Annotated in this window: 16 protein-coding genes; 10 read left to right on the forward strand and 6 right to left on the reverse strand. The window is 69.2% G+C overall.

Translation table 11 applies throughout. The annotated features are described in order from the left end of the window. Positions 1-17 precede the first annotated feature (17 nt). Positions 18-893, forward strand: a complete 876-nt coding sequence (locus tag STROP_RS04345) for a biotin--[acetyl-CoA-carboxylase] ligase (protein ID WP_011904768.1) — start codon at positions 18-20, stop codon at positions 891-893. A 124-nt stretch (positions 894-1017) separates the two neighbouring features. Beyond that, complete coding sequence (locus STROP_RS04350; protein ID WP_011904769.1) at positions 1018-1587, forward strand: PH domain-containing protein; 570 nt, start codon at positions 1018-1020, stop codon at positions 1585-1587. A gap of 42 nt (positions 1588-1629) precedes the next feature. Here the strand turns inward: STROP_RS04350 and STROP_RS04355 are convergent, their stop codons facing one another. Together STROP_RS04355 and STROP_RS04360 are read right to left on the reverse strand one after the other, a co-directional pair. Continuing rightward, complete coding sequence (locus STROP_RS04355) at positions 1630-2322, reverse strand: GtrA family protein (protein WP_011904770.1); 693 nt, start codon at positions 2320-2322, stop codon at positions 1630-1632. Between the two features lie 64 nt (positions 2323-2386). Next, on the reverse strand, positions 2387-2917 hold the full coding sequence (locus STROP_RS04360; RefSeq protein ID WP_051422957.1) for a GtrA family protein: 531 nt from the start codon (positions 2915-2917) through the stop codon (positions 2387-2389). Positions 2918-3325: 408 nt separating this feature from the next. Here STROP_RS04360 and STROP_RS04365 point away from each other — a divergent pair, with 408 nt between their 5' ends. From STROP_RS04365 to STROP_RS04375, 3 genes are read left to right on the forward strand one after another with little or no spacing between them, the layout of a single operon-like run. Further along, positions 3326-5164 carry a phosphoenolpyruvate carboxykinase (GTP) gene (locus tag STROP_RS04365; protein WP_011904772.1) on the forward strand — a complete coding sequence of 613 codons (1839 nt, stop codon included), beginning with the start codon at positions 3326-3328 and terminating at the stop codon, positions 5162-5164. Between the two features lie 36 nt (positions 5165-5200). After that, the gene (locus STROP_RS04370; RefSeq protein WP_187151581.1) at positions 5201-6421 is read left to right on the forward strand and encodes a geranylgeranyl reductase family protein; all 1221 of its coding nucleotides are present in this window, start codon (positions 5201-5203) and stop codon (positions 6419-6421) included. A gap of 31 nt (positions 6422-6452) precedes the next feature. Then, positions 6453-7223: an isoprenyl transferase gene (locus tag STROP_RS04375; RefSeq protein ID WP_011904774.1), complete on the forward strand. Its 771-nt coding sequence runs from the start codon at positions 6453-6455 to the stop codon at positions 7221-7223. Between the two features lie 131 nt (positions 7224-7354). Here STROP_RS04375 and otsB read toward each other — a convergent pair whose 3' ends face one another. The 3 genes from otsB to STROP_RS04390 all read right to left on the reverse strand — a co-directional run bounded on the left by otsB (position 7355) and on the right by STROP_RS04390 (position 9238). Beyond that, positions 7355-8179, reverse strand: a complete 825-nt coding sequence (gene otsB / locus STROP_RS04380) for a trehalose-phosphatase (RefSeq protein WP_011904775.1) — start codon at positions 8177-8179, stop codon at positions 7355-7357. A gap of 101 nt (positions 8180-8280) precedes the next feature. Further along, complete coding sequence (locus STROP_RS04385; RefSeq protein WP_011904776.1) at positions 8281-8634, reverse strand: hypothetical protein; 354 nt, start codon at positions 8632-8634, stop codon at positions 8281-8283. Positions 8635-8794: 160 nt separating this feature from the next. Then, on the reverse strand, positions 8795-9238 hold the full coding sequence (locus STROP_RS04390; protein ID WP_011904777.1) for a helix-turn-helix domain-containing protein: 444 nt from the start codon (positions 9236-9238) through the stop codon (positions 8795-8797). Positions 9239-9503: 265 nt separating this feature from the next. On the opposite strand from STROP_RS04390, the gene STROP_RS04395 reads away from it, so the two are divergent. The 5 genes from STROP_RS04395 to STROP_RS04415 all read left to right on the forward strand — a co-directional run bounded on the left by STROP_RS04395 (position 9504) and on the right by STROP_RS04415 (position 13153). Then, positions 9504-9845, forward strand: coding sequence for a hypothetical protein (locus STROP_RS04395; protein WP_043535581.1), 342 nt, complete (start codon positions 9504-9506; stop codon positions 9843-9845). A 31-nt stretch (positions 9846-9876) separates the two neighbouring features. Next, on the forward strand, positions 9877-10209 hold the full coding sequence (locus tag STROP_RS04400; protein WP_011904779.1) for a hypothetical protein: 333 nt from the start codon (positions 9877-9879) through the stop codon (positions 10207-10209). 382 nt (positions 10210-10591) lie between these two features. Then, the gene (locus tag STROP_RS04405; RefSeq protein WP_011904780.1) at positions 10592-11290 is read left to right on the forward strand and encodes an aggregation-promoting factor C-terminal-like domain-containing protein; all 699 of its coding nucleotides are present in this window, start codon (positions 10592-10594) and stop codon (positions 11288-11290) included. A gap of 131 nt (positions 11291-11421) precedes the next feature. Then, positions 11422-12075, forward strand: coding sequence for a rhomboid family intramembrane serine protease (locus STROP_RS04410; RefSeq protein ID WP_011904781.1), 654 nt, complete (start codon positions 11422-11424; stop codon positions 12073-12075). 109 nt (positions 12076-12184) lie between these two features. Beyond that, complete coding sequence (locus STROP_RS04415; RefSeq protein WP_011904782.1) at positions 12185-13153, forward strand: NAD(P)/FAD-dependent oxidoreductase; 969 nt, start codon at positions 12185-12187, stop codon at positions 13151-13153. A gap of 16 nt (positions 13154-13169) precedes the next feature. On the opposite strand, the gene STROP_RS04420 is transcribed toward STROP_RS04415, so the two are convergent. Next, a complete protein-coding gene (locus STROP_RS04420) occupies positions 13170-13862 on the reverse strand; it encodes a TetR/AcrR family transcriptional regulator (protein WP_011904783.1) in 693 nt (230 codons plus the stop codon). Positions 13863-13883: the final 21 nt, after the last annotated feature.

Consider the following 13883-nt stretch of genomic DNA (forward strand, 5'->3'; position numbering starts at 1 on the left):
GGTCGTAGGCTGGCGGGATGCCGGGTTCCCCGTACACCGATCTGGATCGCCCGCCGCTGTCGGCGGTGCGGCTGCGTCGCGCGTTGGTCGCGCCGCATGGTCCGTGGGCCCGGCTGGAGCTTCTGGCCGAGACCGGTTCGACCAACGCGGACGTGGCCGAGTACGCCCGTTCCGGGGAGCCGGAGGGCCTAGTGCTGGTCGCGGAGCGGCAGAGCGCGGGGCGGGGCCGGCGGGGCCGCGAGTGGCAGTCGCCGGCTCGGGCGGGCATCGCCACCAGCGTCCTGCTTCGGCCGGGGGAGGCGGTGGCCGAGCGGGGCTGGGCACCGGTGCCACCGTCGGCGTACGGGTGGTTGCCGCTGCTCGCCGGGGTGGCGCTGGTGGAGGCGGTGACCCGGCTGGCCGAGCTGGAGGCCACCCTGAAGTGGCCGAACGATCTGCTCGTCGGTGCGGCGAAGTGCGGCGGGATCCTGGCCGAGGGGGTGCCGGCGGTGGGCGTGGCGGCGGCACCCGCGATCGTCCTTGGCATCGGCCTGAACGTGACTCTTCGTGCTGATGAGTTGCCGGAGAACCCGACCGGCCTTCCGGCGACCTCGCTGCGGTTGGCCGGCGCCGCGGCGACCGACCGGGATCCGCTGCTGCGGGCGCTGCTCCGGTCGTTGGGCGACTGGTATGAGCGTTGGCGGGCTGCTGAGGGCAGTGCGGTGGCGAGTGGGCTGCGAGCGGCCTACCTGGGCGTCTGTGCCACCGTGGATCGTCCGGTCCGGGTGCTGCTGCCGGATGGTGGCGAGCTGACCGGCACGGCGACCGGCGTTGACCCGGACGGCCAGTTGGTGGTGGCCACCCCAGAGGCCACCCGACACCTCTCCGCCGGCGACATCCTGCACCTGCGCTGAACGGCTACTGCCGACTCCGCAGGACCGGTTCGGCAGCCTCCGTCGTCGTCCGCCCGCGCGGCTGATGTCGTGGGGTGGTGTGAGCGGTTACGGTCTGCGCGTCTGATCTGCGCTGGAGGTACCCGTGGCCTTTCCTGAGGACGTGCTCACCGAGGACGAGCACGTCGTGCTGCACCTGCATCCGCACTGGAAGAACCTGGTCCGGCCGGTCGTGGTGACGATTCTCGCCGTCGCGGTGGTGGTGGCAGCCCTCGTGCTGGCCCCCGACGGCGCTGGCCGGGCGGTGGTGTTGGTGGTGCTCGGCGGGTTGGCGCTGGTGGGGGTGCTCTGGTTCGCGCTCTGGCCGGTGCTGGTCTGGCAGGCGACCCACTACCTGTTCACCACCGAGCGGGTGCTCATCCAACGGGGTGCACTCTCCCGGGGCCGCCGGGACATCCCGCTCACCCGGGTCACCGACCATGCGATAGAGCAGCGCTTCAGCGAGCGGTTGCTCGGCTGCGGCACCCTGACCATCGACTCTGCTGGGGAGCGTGGGCAGTCGGTGTTGTTCGACGTGCCGCAGGTGGGGCGAGTCCAGACCACCCTCTACGAGCTGGTGGAGGCGCAGCACGACCGGCAGCCGCCGGGCGACGCCGAGCGTCGGGAGGCGCTGACCGAGGTCCCGGACGGCAGGCCGCAACGGGAACCGGGCTGAGCGGGTCTCGTTGGCCGGCCGGTGCCTCCGCGGCCGGTGTGGTCAGGGGCGACGGGGCCGGCGGGTGCTCGCCTGGAGTTCCGCGGCGAGCTCGGCCGCCAGCTCCCGGTCCAGGTCGAGGCGGGCGTCCAGTGGGATGGTCAGGCCCTGGATCGGTGTGCGGTGGTGGTGGGTGCCGGGTGGCGGGGCGGCTTCCTCCAGTTCCGAGACCGACTCCGCCAGCTCGGCGACCGGATCCATCTCGGCCATGGTGTCCCACTCGTCGCGGGGGATGCTGTGCCAGTTGTTCGCGGCCGGCGCTGGCGCGGGCTGGAAGACGAATGTTCGGTAGGACCAGAACCGGAACAGCGTCGCCAGCACCACACCCATGGTCTTGGCGAGGTTGAGGGCGAGCAGGCTGGTCACCCCGAGGCCGTACTTGGCCGCCGTCAGCACGCCCAGTTCGATGAGGAGCCCCGCACCATTAAAGAGGAAGAAAAGGGCATACTCGCGCCTAACGGCTGTTTTTGGACGATCACGGTACGTCCAGTGACGATTCATGAGGTACGACGTGATCGTTGCCGTGACAGTGGCGACGACCGTCGCCTTCAGGGCGCCGCCCTGGAAAACGGTGAGTGCGAGGGCGTTGAACACCGCGTAATTGATGACAGTGTTGACGCCACCGACGATGCCGAATTTGAGCGCCTCGTTGACGAACTTCTGCCAGCGCTCGGGCAGGAGGCGGACAAGACGCATGCGGAACACCTTAGGCGAGTGGACTGGGCCGAGATCTTCCCGGCCTGGCGAGATGGGCGCCAGGTCACGCCCGGTATCGGTCGTGCTTCGCTTCCGGTGCAGTGGGAGTTCCCGTTGGTACGAAGACGAACCGTCGATAGGACCAGAACCGGAAGAGGGTCGCCAGCCCGGTGCCGACGAGGTAGCTGGCGATGTTGTCCGCCAGTGGGGTCTGGAAGACCTCCGGCCAGATCTGGCCCAGGCCGTAGCGGCTGATCGCCAGGACCGCCACCGTGATGCCGAGGCCCACCGCGTTGAAGATGAAGAAGAGCGCGTACTCGCGGGCTGGGTTGCCGCCTCGACGGTGTCGCCACGTCCAGAACCGGTTGCCGAGGAAGGCGAAGGTTGCCGCCACCACCGTGGAGATGGTCTTCGCGGTCACCTGCTCCATGTCCTGCACCGAGGTCAGGAGGTTGAAGAGGGCGAAGTCGACGATGAAGGCGACGCCGCCCACGGTGGCGAACTTGCTCAACTCGTGGACGAGGTGACCGAACCGGTCCAGCAGAGAGTGGATCAGACCCGGCCGGGTCCGCCGGGAGCCAGGCTCCCCGGTCATCGTCGCTGCCACCGAGCGAGCGTACCGGGTGCGGGCCCGGGGCGCGGGTAGCACCGGCCGGCATGGCTGGTCCGGACAGTGGCGATGAGCGGAGCGTAACAGTCCCGGGCGGGGTCTCCCGCATGATCGGGCGAAGCGGAGCCGGGTCGCAGCCGGCGTACCGGGACGACGACCGGCCAGATGTTTCGTCCCTGGATTTGCGTGAAACTGCGCGTGAAAGCGGGTATTAGCTCGCGATGCCGCAGCTGGACCGTACCTTGTGCAGTTCTTCACAACCAGTCCCACTGACTGGTGGCGCAAGCCGGTTTACGCTGAGGCCAATCCCAGGTTTCACGTAGGCGACGCACCGCGCCGTCAAGCCTCGTGCATCCCATAGACCGGTCAGCGTCGACCACAAGGAGATGTGTCATGGTTGCTCCGGCCACTGTTCGGGGTATCGATCAGGCCCCGACATCCCACCCCAAACTGCTTGCCTGGGTCCGTGAGATCGCGGAACTGACCACCCCGGACCGTGTGGTCTGGGCGGACGGGTCAGAAGAAGAGTGGCGTCGTATCACCGACGAACTCGTCGAGGCTGGCACCCTGGTCCGACTCAACCCGGAGAAGAAGCGCAACTCGTTCTACGCGCGGACCGATCCGACGGATGTGGCGCGCGTTGAGGAGCGCACCTTCATCTGCTCGGTTGACGAGGCGGACGCCGGCCCGACCAACAACTGGATGGCGCCGGCCGAGATGAAGCGGACGATGACGGAGCTGTACCGCGGCTGCATGCGTGGTCGCACCATGTACGTCATCCCCTTCTGCATGGGCCCGGTAGAGGCCAAGAATCCGATGTTCGGCATCGAGATCACCGACAGTCCGTACGTGGTCGCCTCGATGCGGATCATGACTCGGATGGGCACGAAGATCCTGGAGGCGATGGGCGACGACGCGGACTTCGTGCACGCTCTGCACTCGATCGGCGCGCCGCTCGCGCCGGGTCAGCAGGACGTCTCCTGGCCCTGCAACGAGACGAAGTACATCTCGCACTTCCCCGAGACCCGGGAGATCTGGTCCTACGGCTCCGGCTACGGCGGCAACTCGCTGCTCGGCAAGAAGTGCTACTCGCTGCGGATCGCCAGTGTGATGGGACGCGACGAGGGCTGGCTCGCTGAGCACATGCTGATCCTCAAGATCACCTCTCCGGAGGGGAGGGCCTACCACATCGCCGGGGCCTTCCCGTCGGCATGCGGCAAGACCAACCTCGCCATGCTGGAGCCGACCATCCCCGGCTGGAAGGTCGAGACCGTCGGGGACGACATCGCCTGGATGCGGTTCGGCCCAGACGGACGCCTCTATGCGGTCAACCCGGAGTACGGCCTCTTCGGGGTCGCCCCCGGAACCGACTGGAAGACCAACGCCAACGCGATGCGGACGTTGGACCGCGGCAACTCCATCTTCACCAACGTGGCCCTCACCGACGACGGTGACATCTGGTGGGAGGGTATGGGCGAGCCCCCGACGCACCTCATCGACTGGAAGGGCAACGACTGGACGCCGCAGAGCGAACACCTCTCCTCGCACGCCAACAGCCGGTTCTGCACCCCGATCACCCAGTGCCCGATCCTCGCCGAGGATTACTACGACCCCAACGGCGTGCCGATTGACGCCATCCTCTTTGGTGGCCGCCGCCGGGACACCGTTCCACTGGTCACCGAGGCGCGGGACTGGGTGCACGGTGTCTACCTTGGTGCGACGCTCTCCTCGGAGACCACCGCCGCGGCCTCGGGCGCGGTCGGCGTCGTGCGTCGGGACCCGATGGCGATGCTGCCCTTCATCGGCTACAACGCCGGGGACTACTTCCGGCACTGGATCGAGATGGGCAAGGGTACCGACGGTGACGAGTCGAAGCTGCCGAGCGTCTACTACGTCAACTGGTTCCGTAAGGATGCCGAGGGTAGCTTCCTCTGGCCGGGCTTCGGCGAGAACTCCCGGGTCCTGAAGTGGATCGTCGAGCGGCTCGAGGGCCGGGCCGAAGCCGTGGAGACCCCGATCGGCATGGTTCCCGCCGAAGACGCGCTGGACGTCGAGGGCCTGGACATGACCTCGGAAGACATTCGGATCGCGCTGAAGGTCGACGTGAACGAGTGGCAGGCCGAACTGCCGTTGGTCACCGAGTGGTTTGAGAAGTTCGGGGACAAGCTGCCCGGTGTCCTCTGGGCGGAGCTGGACGCCCTGCGTGCTCGGCTCGACGCGGAGCCGCAGTAGCAGCGGAAGTGGTTGGGCCGACGCCGCGGGCGATGGATGATCCCTGCAACGGCCGCCGAGAGCAGTAGCTCGGCGGCGGAGAGGGGGCACGACGTGGTGACCAGGCTGGCCGACGGGGACGACGAGTTCGACGTCGTGGTGGTGGGGGCGGGGCCGGCCGGCTCGGCCGCCGCCATCGCCGCCCGCCGGACGGGAGCCCGGGTGCTCCTGCTGGATCGGGCCGACTTCCCCCGGGACAAGGCCTGCGGGGACGGGATCGCCGCGCACGCGTTGGACGTCCTGGCCGGGCTGGGCGTATCCGACCCGGTAGCCGGGTACCCCTCGCTGCCCGCGCTTCGCCTGGTCGCCCCGGGCGGTCCGGCGGTGGCGCGGGCGCTACCCCGTCCGGCGTACACGGTGCCCCGAACCGTCTTCGATGCTCGGTTGGTCGCGGCGGCGGTCGCGGCCGGTGCCCAGCTGCGCCGGCACGTGGTACGTCGCGTCGAGGTGCGGGCGGACCGGGTCGTGCTCGACGGGCGGATCGCCGGGCGGGCCGTGGTGGGTGCCGACGGTGCGGGCTCGGTCGTGCGCCGGGCACTGGGATGCCCCCCGAACCCGGACCGTCACCTGGCCCTGGCGATCCGGGGCTACGCGTCTGCGCCGTCCGGCCCACCAGAGCAGCTCATCGTCACGTCAGCCACCCGTTGGCCGGCGTACGCCTGGTCCTTCCCGATCGGCGACGGACGGGCGAACGTCGGGTACGGGGAGGTGCTACGCGGTGAGTCGCTGACCCGGGAGCACCTCGTTGCGCGGCTGGGAGCGTTGCTGTCCGGGGTCGATCCGGCGGCGGTCACCGCCCTGCGGGCCCATCACCTACCGCTCTCCACCCACCGGCCGGTGCCGGGCCGCGGCCGGGTGCTGCTGGCAGGCGACGCGCTCTCGCTGATCAACCCGTTCACCGGGGAGGGGATCTTCTACGCGCTGCTCTCCGGAGCGCTCGCCGGCGCCGCGGCGAGCCGTACGCCGGAGCAGGCCGCTCGGGGCTACGCCGCGGCGCTTCGTCGTCGGCTCGGTGGTCATCTACGGCACAGTTCGGTTGCGGCCTGGCTCGCCCGACGGCGGTCGGTGGTTGACGCGGCGGTCTGGGCAGCTAGCCGCGATGACCAGGTGTATCGGGCGGTGGTGGAGTTGGGGCTCGGCGACGGCCGGCTGGACATCCGGACGCTGGCCATGATCGGGCGTGGCCTGGCCCCCGGGGTTCGGCATCCCGAGCTGTGAGGCGTCACTCCGGTCGCTACCCTGGCAGGTGATGACTCTGCGGGACGTTGTCTACTCGGTGTACGAACGCCGGCTCACGGCGAAGCTGGCGGGTAAGCCGGTGCCTCGGCATGTCGGTGTGATGTGCGACGGCAACCGCAGATGGGCGCGGGAGATGGGGTTCGTCGACCCCAACGACGGCCACCGGGTCGGTGCCGAGCGGATCAAGGAGCTGCTGCGGTGGTGTGACGCGGCCGGCGTCGGGCACGTGACGCTCTGGCTGCTCTCCACCGACAACCTCACCCGCCCGGCAGCTCAGCTCGATCCGTTGTTGCAGATCATCGAGGACCTGACGAGCGAGTTGGCCGAGGAGGCCAACCCTTGGCGGCTGCGGATGGTCGGGGCGCTCGACGTGTTGCCGGCGCAGCATGCGGCGGCACTCAAGGCAGCGGCGGAGCGGACCCGGGACCGGGTGGGCGGCGCACAGGTCAACATCGCCGTGGGCTATGGCGGCCGGCGCGAGATCGCGGATTCGGTGCGGTCGTTCCTGCACGAGCACGCGAAGGCCGGCACCAGCATCGAACAGCTGGCCGAGACGTTTGACGTCGAGCACATCACCGAGCACCTCTACACCCGGGGTCTGCCCGATCCCGATCTGATCATCCGGACCAGCGGCGAACAGCGCATGTCCGGTTTCCTGCTCTGGCAGTCCGTCCACTCGGAGTTCTACTTCTGCGAGTTGAATTGGCCGGAATTTCGCCGGGTTGACTTTCTCCGCGCGTTGCGCTCCTACGCCACCCGTCAGCGTCGCTTCGGCATCTGATCGCCCCGGCCGCCGACCAGCCGGGTGACTCCAGCCGGGGCGACTCCAGCCGGGCGACCCCACACATGGGGGCGGCCCCAGCTCAGCCCGGGTGAGTGCACCTCGGCCGCTGGTACGCCGGAGCCGGGGAGTCAGGCCAGCCGGCGCGCGGCGTCGGTGAGGAAGTCGCCGAGGTCTGCTGGCGAGTCGATGGTCAGGTCCGCGGCGGCGGCAACCTCTTCGCCGGTCTCCGGGTTGGCGACGGCGACGCAGACGCCGAAGAAGTGCGGTTCGGCGGCGGCGCGGGCTCGCAGCGCCGTGAAGGCCTTGATGTCCGATACGTCGTCGCCGAAGTACCAGGCGGCCTCCGCGTCCCGCACCACCTCGTCGATGACCATGCCCTTGTCCCGGTCGACCGGCGGCTTCAGCTCCAGAACCATCCGTCCGGTCTGAACCCGGAGACCGAGCTGCTCGGCCCGGGCTGAACCCCATCGTGTTACCGCCGGGCCAAGCTGCGGGACGGTCCGCCAGTGCAGCGCCACCGAGAGCCGTTTGTACTCCACCAGGGCTCCCGCAGGCAGCTCGGTGCGGGCCTCGTCGGCGAGGTCCGCCATGGTCGGCACCCAGGGCAGTGCCGCCGGCTCGGTGACGGTCTCGCCGCCGGAGTGGCTGTGCTCCAGCCCGTAGAGGCCGTAGAGGTCGACACCGGCGAGATCGCCGAGTCGGTCGCGGAGGAAGTCGACCGGGCGCGCGGAGACGATCGCGATCCGGCGCACGACGGGAGCGAGCGCCTCGATGGCGGTGAGCACCCTCGGCGTGGGGTGTACCGACGTCGGGTCGTCCCGGACCGGTGCGAGGGTGCCATCGAAGTCGAAGAAGAGGACGGTTCCGGCGGCCCGGGCAGCGGTTGCCTGCCAGGCGAGGTCGGCGGTGAACGGGGTTTTCGGCGGCTGCTTGCCCAGATTCAACGGCGGCACGCGCGACAGCGTACCCCGCTCGGCGCGGCTCAATCGTGGCCGTGAAGGACCGGCCACCGGGGCCGGGGTGCCGGGTGGATGATGGGCTTTTGTGGCGGCCTTCAGCGTTCGGCGGCTTCCCGTCCCCGACGCCCGATCGGGACGACGGTGCCTTCCCGACCGTGACTGAGCAGGTAGCCCTCGACAAAGCCGGAGTTGCGGTCACCGGTGCTGGATTCGATCTCGTTGAGCCGGGCGACCAGGAACTCGGTGAGCGCGCTGATTCGGTCGTTGAGTCGGTCATTCAGTTCGGCGAGCACAGCCAGGACGACGGCGGTGCCGGTGGCGGTGAGCGTGACGAGGTTGACGAGCAGGGGAAGCTGCCCGCCGTTGACCGCCAGGGTCACTGCGTTCCCGGTCACGCACAGTGTCAGGGACACGGTGCCGACCACGACTGCCATCCACTTCAGGGTCATGGACAGACCCCTCCTTTGCGTCCCGCAGGGCTGGGTTCGGCCTTCCCGTCCCCCCGCCGACGACGAGCCCAAGCAGTACGAGTACGGACGCTAGCGTGCCAATTCGGGCCCGGGAGCGAAACGAATGAGTCTGACCTGCTGTTCTTTCACCATCTGAGGATCATCCAACCCGTTTGCCCCGGTTTGAGGCTGCTATCGGGAGGGTTGGGCGATACGCGAGGTAACGGATAGTTTCTCGAATGTGGAACTTCTCCGCGTCCGATACCTCGGGGTCTACCAGTCGGCGCAGGAGCGCCTGGACATCGGGATCCATCGGGGGCGGGGTCGCCCCGGCTCGATGCGCGGCGTTCTGCCGGTCCCAGCCCAGGGCGGTGAAGGCGGTGGCCCGGTCGAGCCCGAGGCCTTCGCAGAAGGCCACGACGCGTTCCGCCTCCGGGTCGCTGGCCCAGTCGCCCCGGACCCATCGATTGATTGTCTGCCGGGAGACGCCGGTGCGTCGGGAGACCTCAGTGCCGCTCCAGGCTCGGGTGGCCCGGGCCTCGTCGAGCGCGCGACGGACGAAGGTGGCGAAGGCGATCTTCCGTGCGTTGGCCGTCTCGGTCACCTGGTGACCGTACGGCCACGGGGTCCTGGAATGGGCTCCTGGCGCGCGGTTGTCACGCGAATGTGACGACTAGCTCAGCTTTCGACATCCAAGCACGTCCTCATGGTACAGGTCTCACCAGGGAAAAATAGGTGGACACGTGGCTGGGGGGAATCAGACGAAAAGCTGATACTGTCACGTTCACGGGACACTCTACCGTTTGTCCCGTGCAGGAGACGATGACTGCTCGCTCCCATGCGTGAATCTCCGGCACGAGGGGGACCTGGTGACCGAACTCGTCACCCGAGCGCAGGCCTTCGGCCTGATCGCCGCCGGGGTAGCCACCAGTGTGGGTGCGCCCTGGCGCCTCCGTCTGGCCCGGCGTTCCCGTTACCTCTCCCTCGGTGTCGGGGGTCGGGCGGAGTGGCACGCCTGGCGTACCCACCTCGGTTGTCCGGAGCTCACCGTCCGCGTCGATGCGGACAGTGACATTCGCCGCTCGTCGGTGGCCGAGGTTGTCCTGGACGGGTGCCGGATCAGCGTCGAGCTGGTCGAGGAGGTCAGCACAGACGACCTCGACCAGCTACGTGTCGCGGATCCCACCCCGGTTGAGCCGGAGGAACGATGAGTCCACACAGCCCGCGGTTCGGAGTGGCCGGATGAGCCCACTCCTCGCCTTGCTCCTCGTCTGCGTCCTGACCGCCACCAGCTACGCCGCCGGTCGTCTGCATGGTCAGCTCAGTTATCGGATCGGTTACCGGTTTGGCTATCGGCAGGGCTACTTCGACGGTGACCGTGGCGCCTGGAATCGGCGTCGCCGCGACGCCCAGGCGGCGATCGCGTCCGCGCTCGCCGGCCCGTCGCGGGTGGACCCGGCTCGTAGCCGCAACGCGCGACCGACGGCCCGGCCCGGCACCACCTACACCGGCTCGGCGGCGGCTCCGGCCGGTGGCGGACACCCGACCGGCACGCTGGTGCGGCGTACCGGATGAGCGGCCGGCGGAACGGCGGACCTGCCGGTCGCGGTGGCGTCGTGCCCCCGGAGCTCGGTCCGGTTTGGAGCAGGGGCGTCGGGGGCGGCGGCGGATCTCGTGGGTGACCACGAGAATCTGGCGATGACTCTGAGTAGCGAAAAGTGCGGCTTGGGAGTGGTGCAGGTCACAATCGAGGAGGATGGTTTCCCATCCGCCCTACTGTGCGCGATCGTGTCCCGGAGCGCTTGCGCATCCGGCGGATCGCCGGTGATCGCTCGCCCGCGTCCCCGTTGGCGGAGCTGCCGGGAGACTCGCGCGACTGGAGCGCTCGCGGTGTGACCCCACCCCACCCGGGTGTGGTCGACGTCGTGTCCGTACCGTCGAAGGAAGGGACCACCTCGTGAGTCGGCTGTGGAGCCGGTTGGGTGCCCGGACTGCCGCGGTGGCGTTGCTCGCTGCGGGCGTCGTCGGTGGTTTCCAACTGGGCGACGACCGGGATCAGGGCCAGCAGGTGCCGGACGCCGCCGGGGTCGAGCAGGTTGTGCTGCGAACACCGCAGGTGCATGCGGTGAAGGGGCAGGCTACCGAGTACCAAGAGAAGCTGCGCGATGCCGCGGTTGCCGAGGCGGCGGCGGAGCGGAAGCGCCGGCAAGAGGCTGCTGCGGCCTCGCGGAACGCGGCCCGCAAGGCGGCGGCGAAGCTGGCCGAGGCCAAGGCGGAGGCGGCTGCGGCGGAGGCGGCTGCGGCTGCGGCGGAAAAGCCGTACGACGGTCCGATCCCCGCCTCGTGCGAGGAGTTCCGCGACAACCGAAAGATCGGCTGTGCGCTGATGCTCGAGGCCGGCTTCGAGATCGATCAGTTCCCCTGTCTGGACAAGCTCTTCGCCAAGGAGAGCGGCTGGAATCACAAGGCCCGTAACCCATCAAGCGGTGCCTACGGGATCCCACAGGCACTGCCCGGTAGCAAGATGGGTTCGGTCGCCGACGACTGGGAGACGAACCCGGCCACCCAGATCAGGTGGGGCCTCGGTTATATCGACGGTCGGTATGGCACCCCGTGCAAGGCCTGGGCCCACTCGCAGGACGTGGGCTGGTATTGATCTCCAACGTGGGCTGGTACTGATCGTCGGGCGGGGACGGGGTGTGCTTGGTCATACCCCGTCGCCGTCGGTCCGGCTTTAACCCCCGTGCCAGGTGGCGGCTGCCGCCGCTACCTGATAGCTGTTGACGGGTGAGCCTGCTACCGGAAGGCAGTGACCCGCTTCGGTTCGGCACCGAGGCGTTCTACGCCGCGATCGGCCGGGCCTTCGTCGCCATGTGCGCGGTGGTGCCGTTCCTCTTCCTCATCGAGGCCGTTGATCAGGGCCTGGCATTCGGGCTCGACCCGGCTGCCGGCATCATCCCGCTCCGCCTCGATGGCCTGGACGGCGTCTTCTTCTCGCCGTTTCTGCACCACGGCTTTGATCATCTTTACAGCAACAGCATCCCGCTGATCCTGCTCGGCACCTTCGTACTCGCGGCGGGAGCGCGTCGCTTCCTCTGGTCCACGCTGATCATCATTCTGGTCAGCGGGCTGGGTATCTGGTTCACCGGTTCGCCGAACTCCGTGGTGGTCGGCGCGAGCGGCGTCATCTTCGGATACCTGGGCATCCTGCTCACCCGGGGCATCGTCGAGCGGAGCTGGTGGAACTTCGCGGTCGTTCTCCTGGTCGGCCTCCTCTACGGCTGGCAACTCGTCGGCATCCTCCCCACCGACGAGCGGATCTCCTGGCAGGCGCACCTCTTCGGGCTCCTGGGCGGGGTGGTCGCCGCGATCATCTTTCGGCGGCGTCGACCGGGCCTGGATGGCCCGTACTACTCCGACTCGACCCGCGTCTTCGGCTGACCGGAGCGGCGATGACGGACCGCCGGACATCCTTGCCCGGCAGCTCCGGCCCCTCTACCGTCAGGGATCAGCGCTGGTTGAGCCGTGACCGGAAAGCGACGGTACGCCCATGCACGAGGTCGATATCGCGGTAGTCGGGGCCGGGCCCGCCGGCCTCTTCGCGGCGTACTATGCCGGTTTCCGAGGGCTCTCGGTGGCCGTGGTTGACGCGTTGCCCGAGCCTGGTGGCCAGATCACGGCGATGTATCCGGAGAAGCTGATCCACGATGTCGCCGGATTCCCGGCCATCAAGGGCCGGGACCTGGTGGCCAACCTGGTTGCCCAGGCCGCCCCGTTCGCGCCGCGCTACCTGCTCGGCACGCGGGCGGAGAAGCTGTCCTACGCCGACGGTCGGCCGGTGCTTGGCCTGGCCGGGGGCGAGCAGCTCCACTGCGGCGCGGTAGTGATCACCGGCGGGCTGGGCAGCTTCACACCCCGCCCACTGCCGGTCGCGGAGCGCTTCGTCGGCACCGGAATCATCTACTTCGTGCCGCAGCCGGCGGACCTCACCGGCCAGGACGTGCTCATTGTCGGTGGTGGGGACTCCGCCTTTGACTGGGCCTCAACCCTCCAGCCGCTGGCTCGTTCGGTGACCCTCGTGCATCGCCGGGAGAAGTTCCGCGCACACGCCGCCACCGTCGCCCGCGTCCACGCCCTGCCGGTGCGGGTCGTGGTGAACGCGGAGGTGACGAGGCTGCACGGGGGCGGCGCGGTCACCGGTGCCGAGATCACCGTCCGGGGCGGCGCAGCGGAGTTGTTGCCGGTCGACACCGTCGTCGCGGCGCTCGGCTTCACCGCCGACCTCGGCCCCTTGGCGGAGTGGGGCCTGCGCCTGGACCGCCGGCACCTCGTGGTGGACAGCACCATGGCGACGAACCTGCCGCGGGTCTTCGCCGCCGGGGACATAACCGAGTATCAGGGCAAGGTTCGCCTGATCGCCACCGGCTTCGGAGAGGCCGCGACCGCGGTGAACAACGCGGCTGTGGTGCTCGATCCGGCGGCGCACCTCTTCCCCGGGCACTCTTCCGACGAGACCTGATCCTCCGGTGACCGACTCACCTGGGAAGGCCGATGAGGTCCGCCATCAACGCGATCTGGTGGTCGAAGTACTCGTCGCGGTGCGGCAGGGCACTGTTGATCCGGCCGAATAGTTCGAAGCTGATCAGCCCGAAGAGCTGAGTCCAACCCGCCATCCCCCGGGCGAGCAGCGCTGCCGGCGCATCCGGGAAGAGGCTCGCCACGATGGCGGCGAGGTCGTCCTGGACGGGCTTGGGCAGGTCATCGGCGGGGGGTGGGGTGAGCTGTCCGGCAGCGAGCCCGTCGCGGAGGATGCCGAGCAGGGTCTGTGGCGGGCGCTGAGCCGGTTCGACAGTGTCGTCGGGCGCCGCGTAGCCAGGAACCGGGCTGCCGTAGAGCAGCGCGTACTCGGCGGGATTGGCGAGGGCCCAGGCTCGAGCCGCGCGACACCCGGCGAGCCAACGTCCGCGCAGGTCGTCGCGGTCAACGGCGGCGTCCGCCGCCTCGACGGTGTCGCCCAGGGCCACGTACGCCTCGAGGATGAGCGCGGTGAGCAGGTCGTCCCGACTGGGAAAGTAGCGGTAGATCGCCGAGGAGACCATGCCCAGGTCTCGGGCGACCGCCCGCAACGACAGGTTGGCGCCGTCGGTGGCCAGATGACGGCGCGCCACGGTCTTGATCTCCTCGATCATTTCGGCGCGCACCCGGGCACGGAGCGAGTTGGCGACCATCCTTTCACTCTGCCAGATGCG

This window comes from Salinispora tropica CNB-440, assembly GCF_000016425.1.
Classification (GTDB): Bacteria; Actinomycetota; Actinomycetes; order Mycobacteriales; family Micromonosporaceae; genus Micromonospora; species Micromonospora tropica.

Coding starts and splice junctions, on each gene's coding strand:
- STROP_RS04360 (WP_051422957.1), bottom strand. CDS start 2,917: ATGACCGGGGAGCCTGGCTCCCGGCGGACCCGGCCGGGTCTGATCCAC.
- STROP_RS04345 (WP_011904768.1), top strand. CDS start 18: ATGCCGGGTTCCCCGTACACCGATCTGGATCGCCCGCCGCTGTCGGCG.
- STROP_RS04375 (WP_011904774.1), top strand. CDS start 6,453: ATGACTCTGCGGGACGTTGTCTACTCGGTGTACGAACGCCGGCTCACG.
- STROP_RS04355 (WP_011904770.1), bottom strand. CDS start 2,322: ATGCGTCTTGTCCGCCTCCTGCCCGAGCGCTGGCAGAAGTTCGTCAAC.
- STROP_RS04365 (WP_011904772.1), top strand. CDS start 3,326: ATGGTTGCTCCGGCCACTGTTCGGGGTATCGATCAGGCCCCGACATCC.
- STROP_RS04400 (WP_011904779.1), top strand. CDS start 9,877: ATGAGCCCACTCCTCGCCTTGCTCCTCGTCTGCGTCCTGACCGCCACC.
- STROP_RS04420 (WP_011904783.1), bottom strand. CDS start 13,862: ATGGTCGCCAACTCGCTCCGTGCCCGGGTGCGCGCCGAAATGATCGAG.
- STROP_RS04385 (WP_011904776.1), bottom strand. CDS start 8,634: ATGACCCTGAAGTGGATGGCAGTCGTGGTCGGCACCGTGTCCCTGACA.
- STROP_RS04415 (WP_011904782.1), top strand. CDS start 12,185: ATGCACGAGGTCGATATCGCGGTAGTCGGGGCCGGGCCCGCCGGCCTC.
- STROP_RS04370 (WP_187151581.1), top strand. CDS start 5,201: ATGATCCCTGCAACGGCCGCCGAGAGCAGTAGCTCGGCGGCGGAGAGG.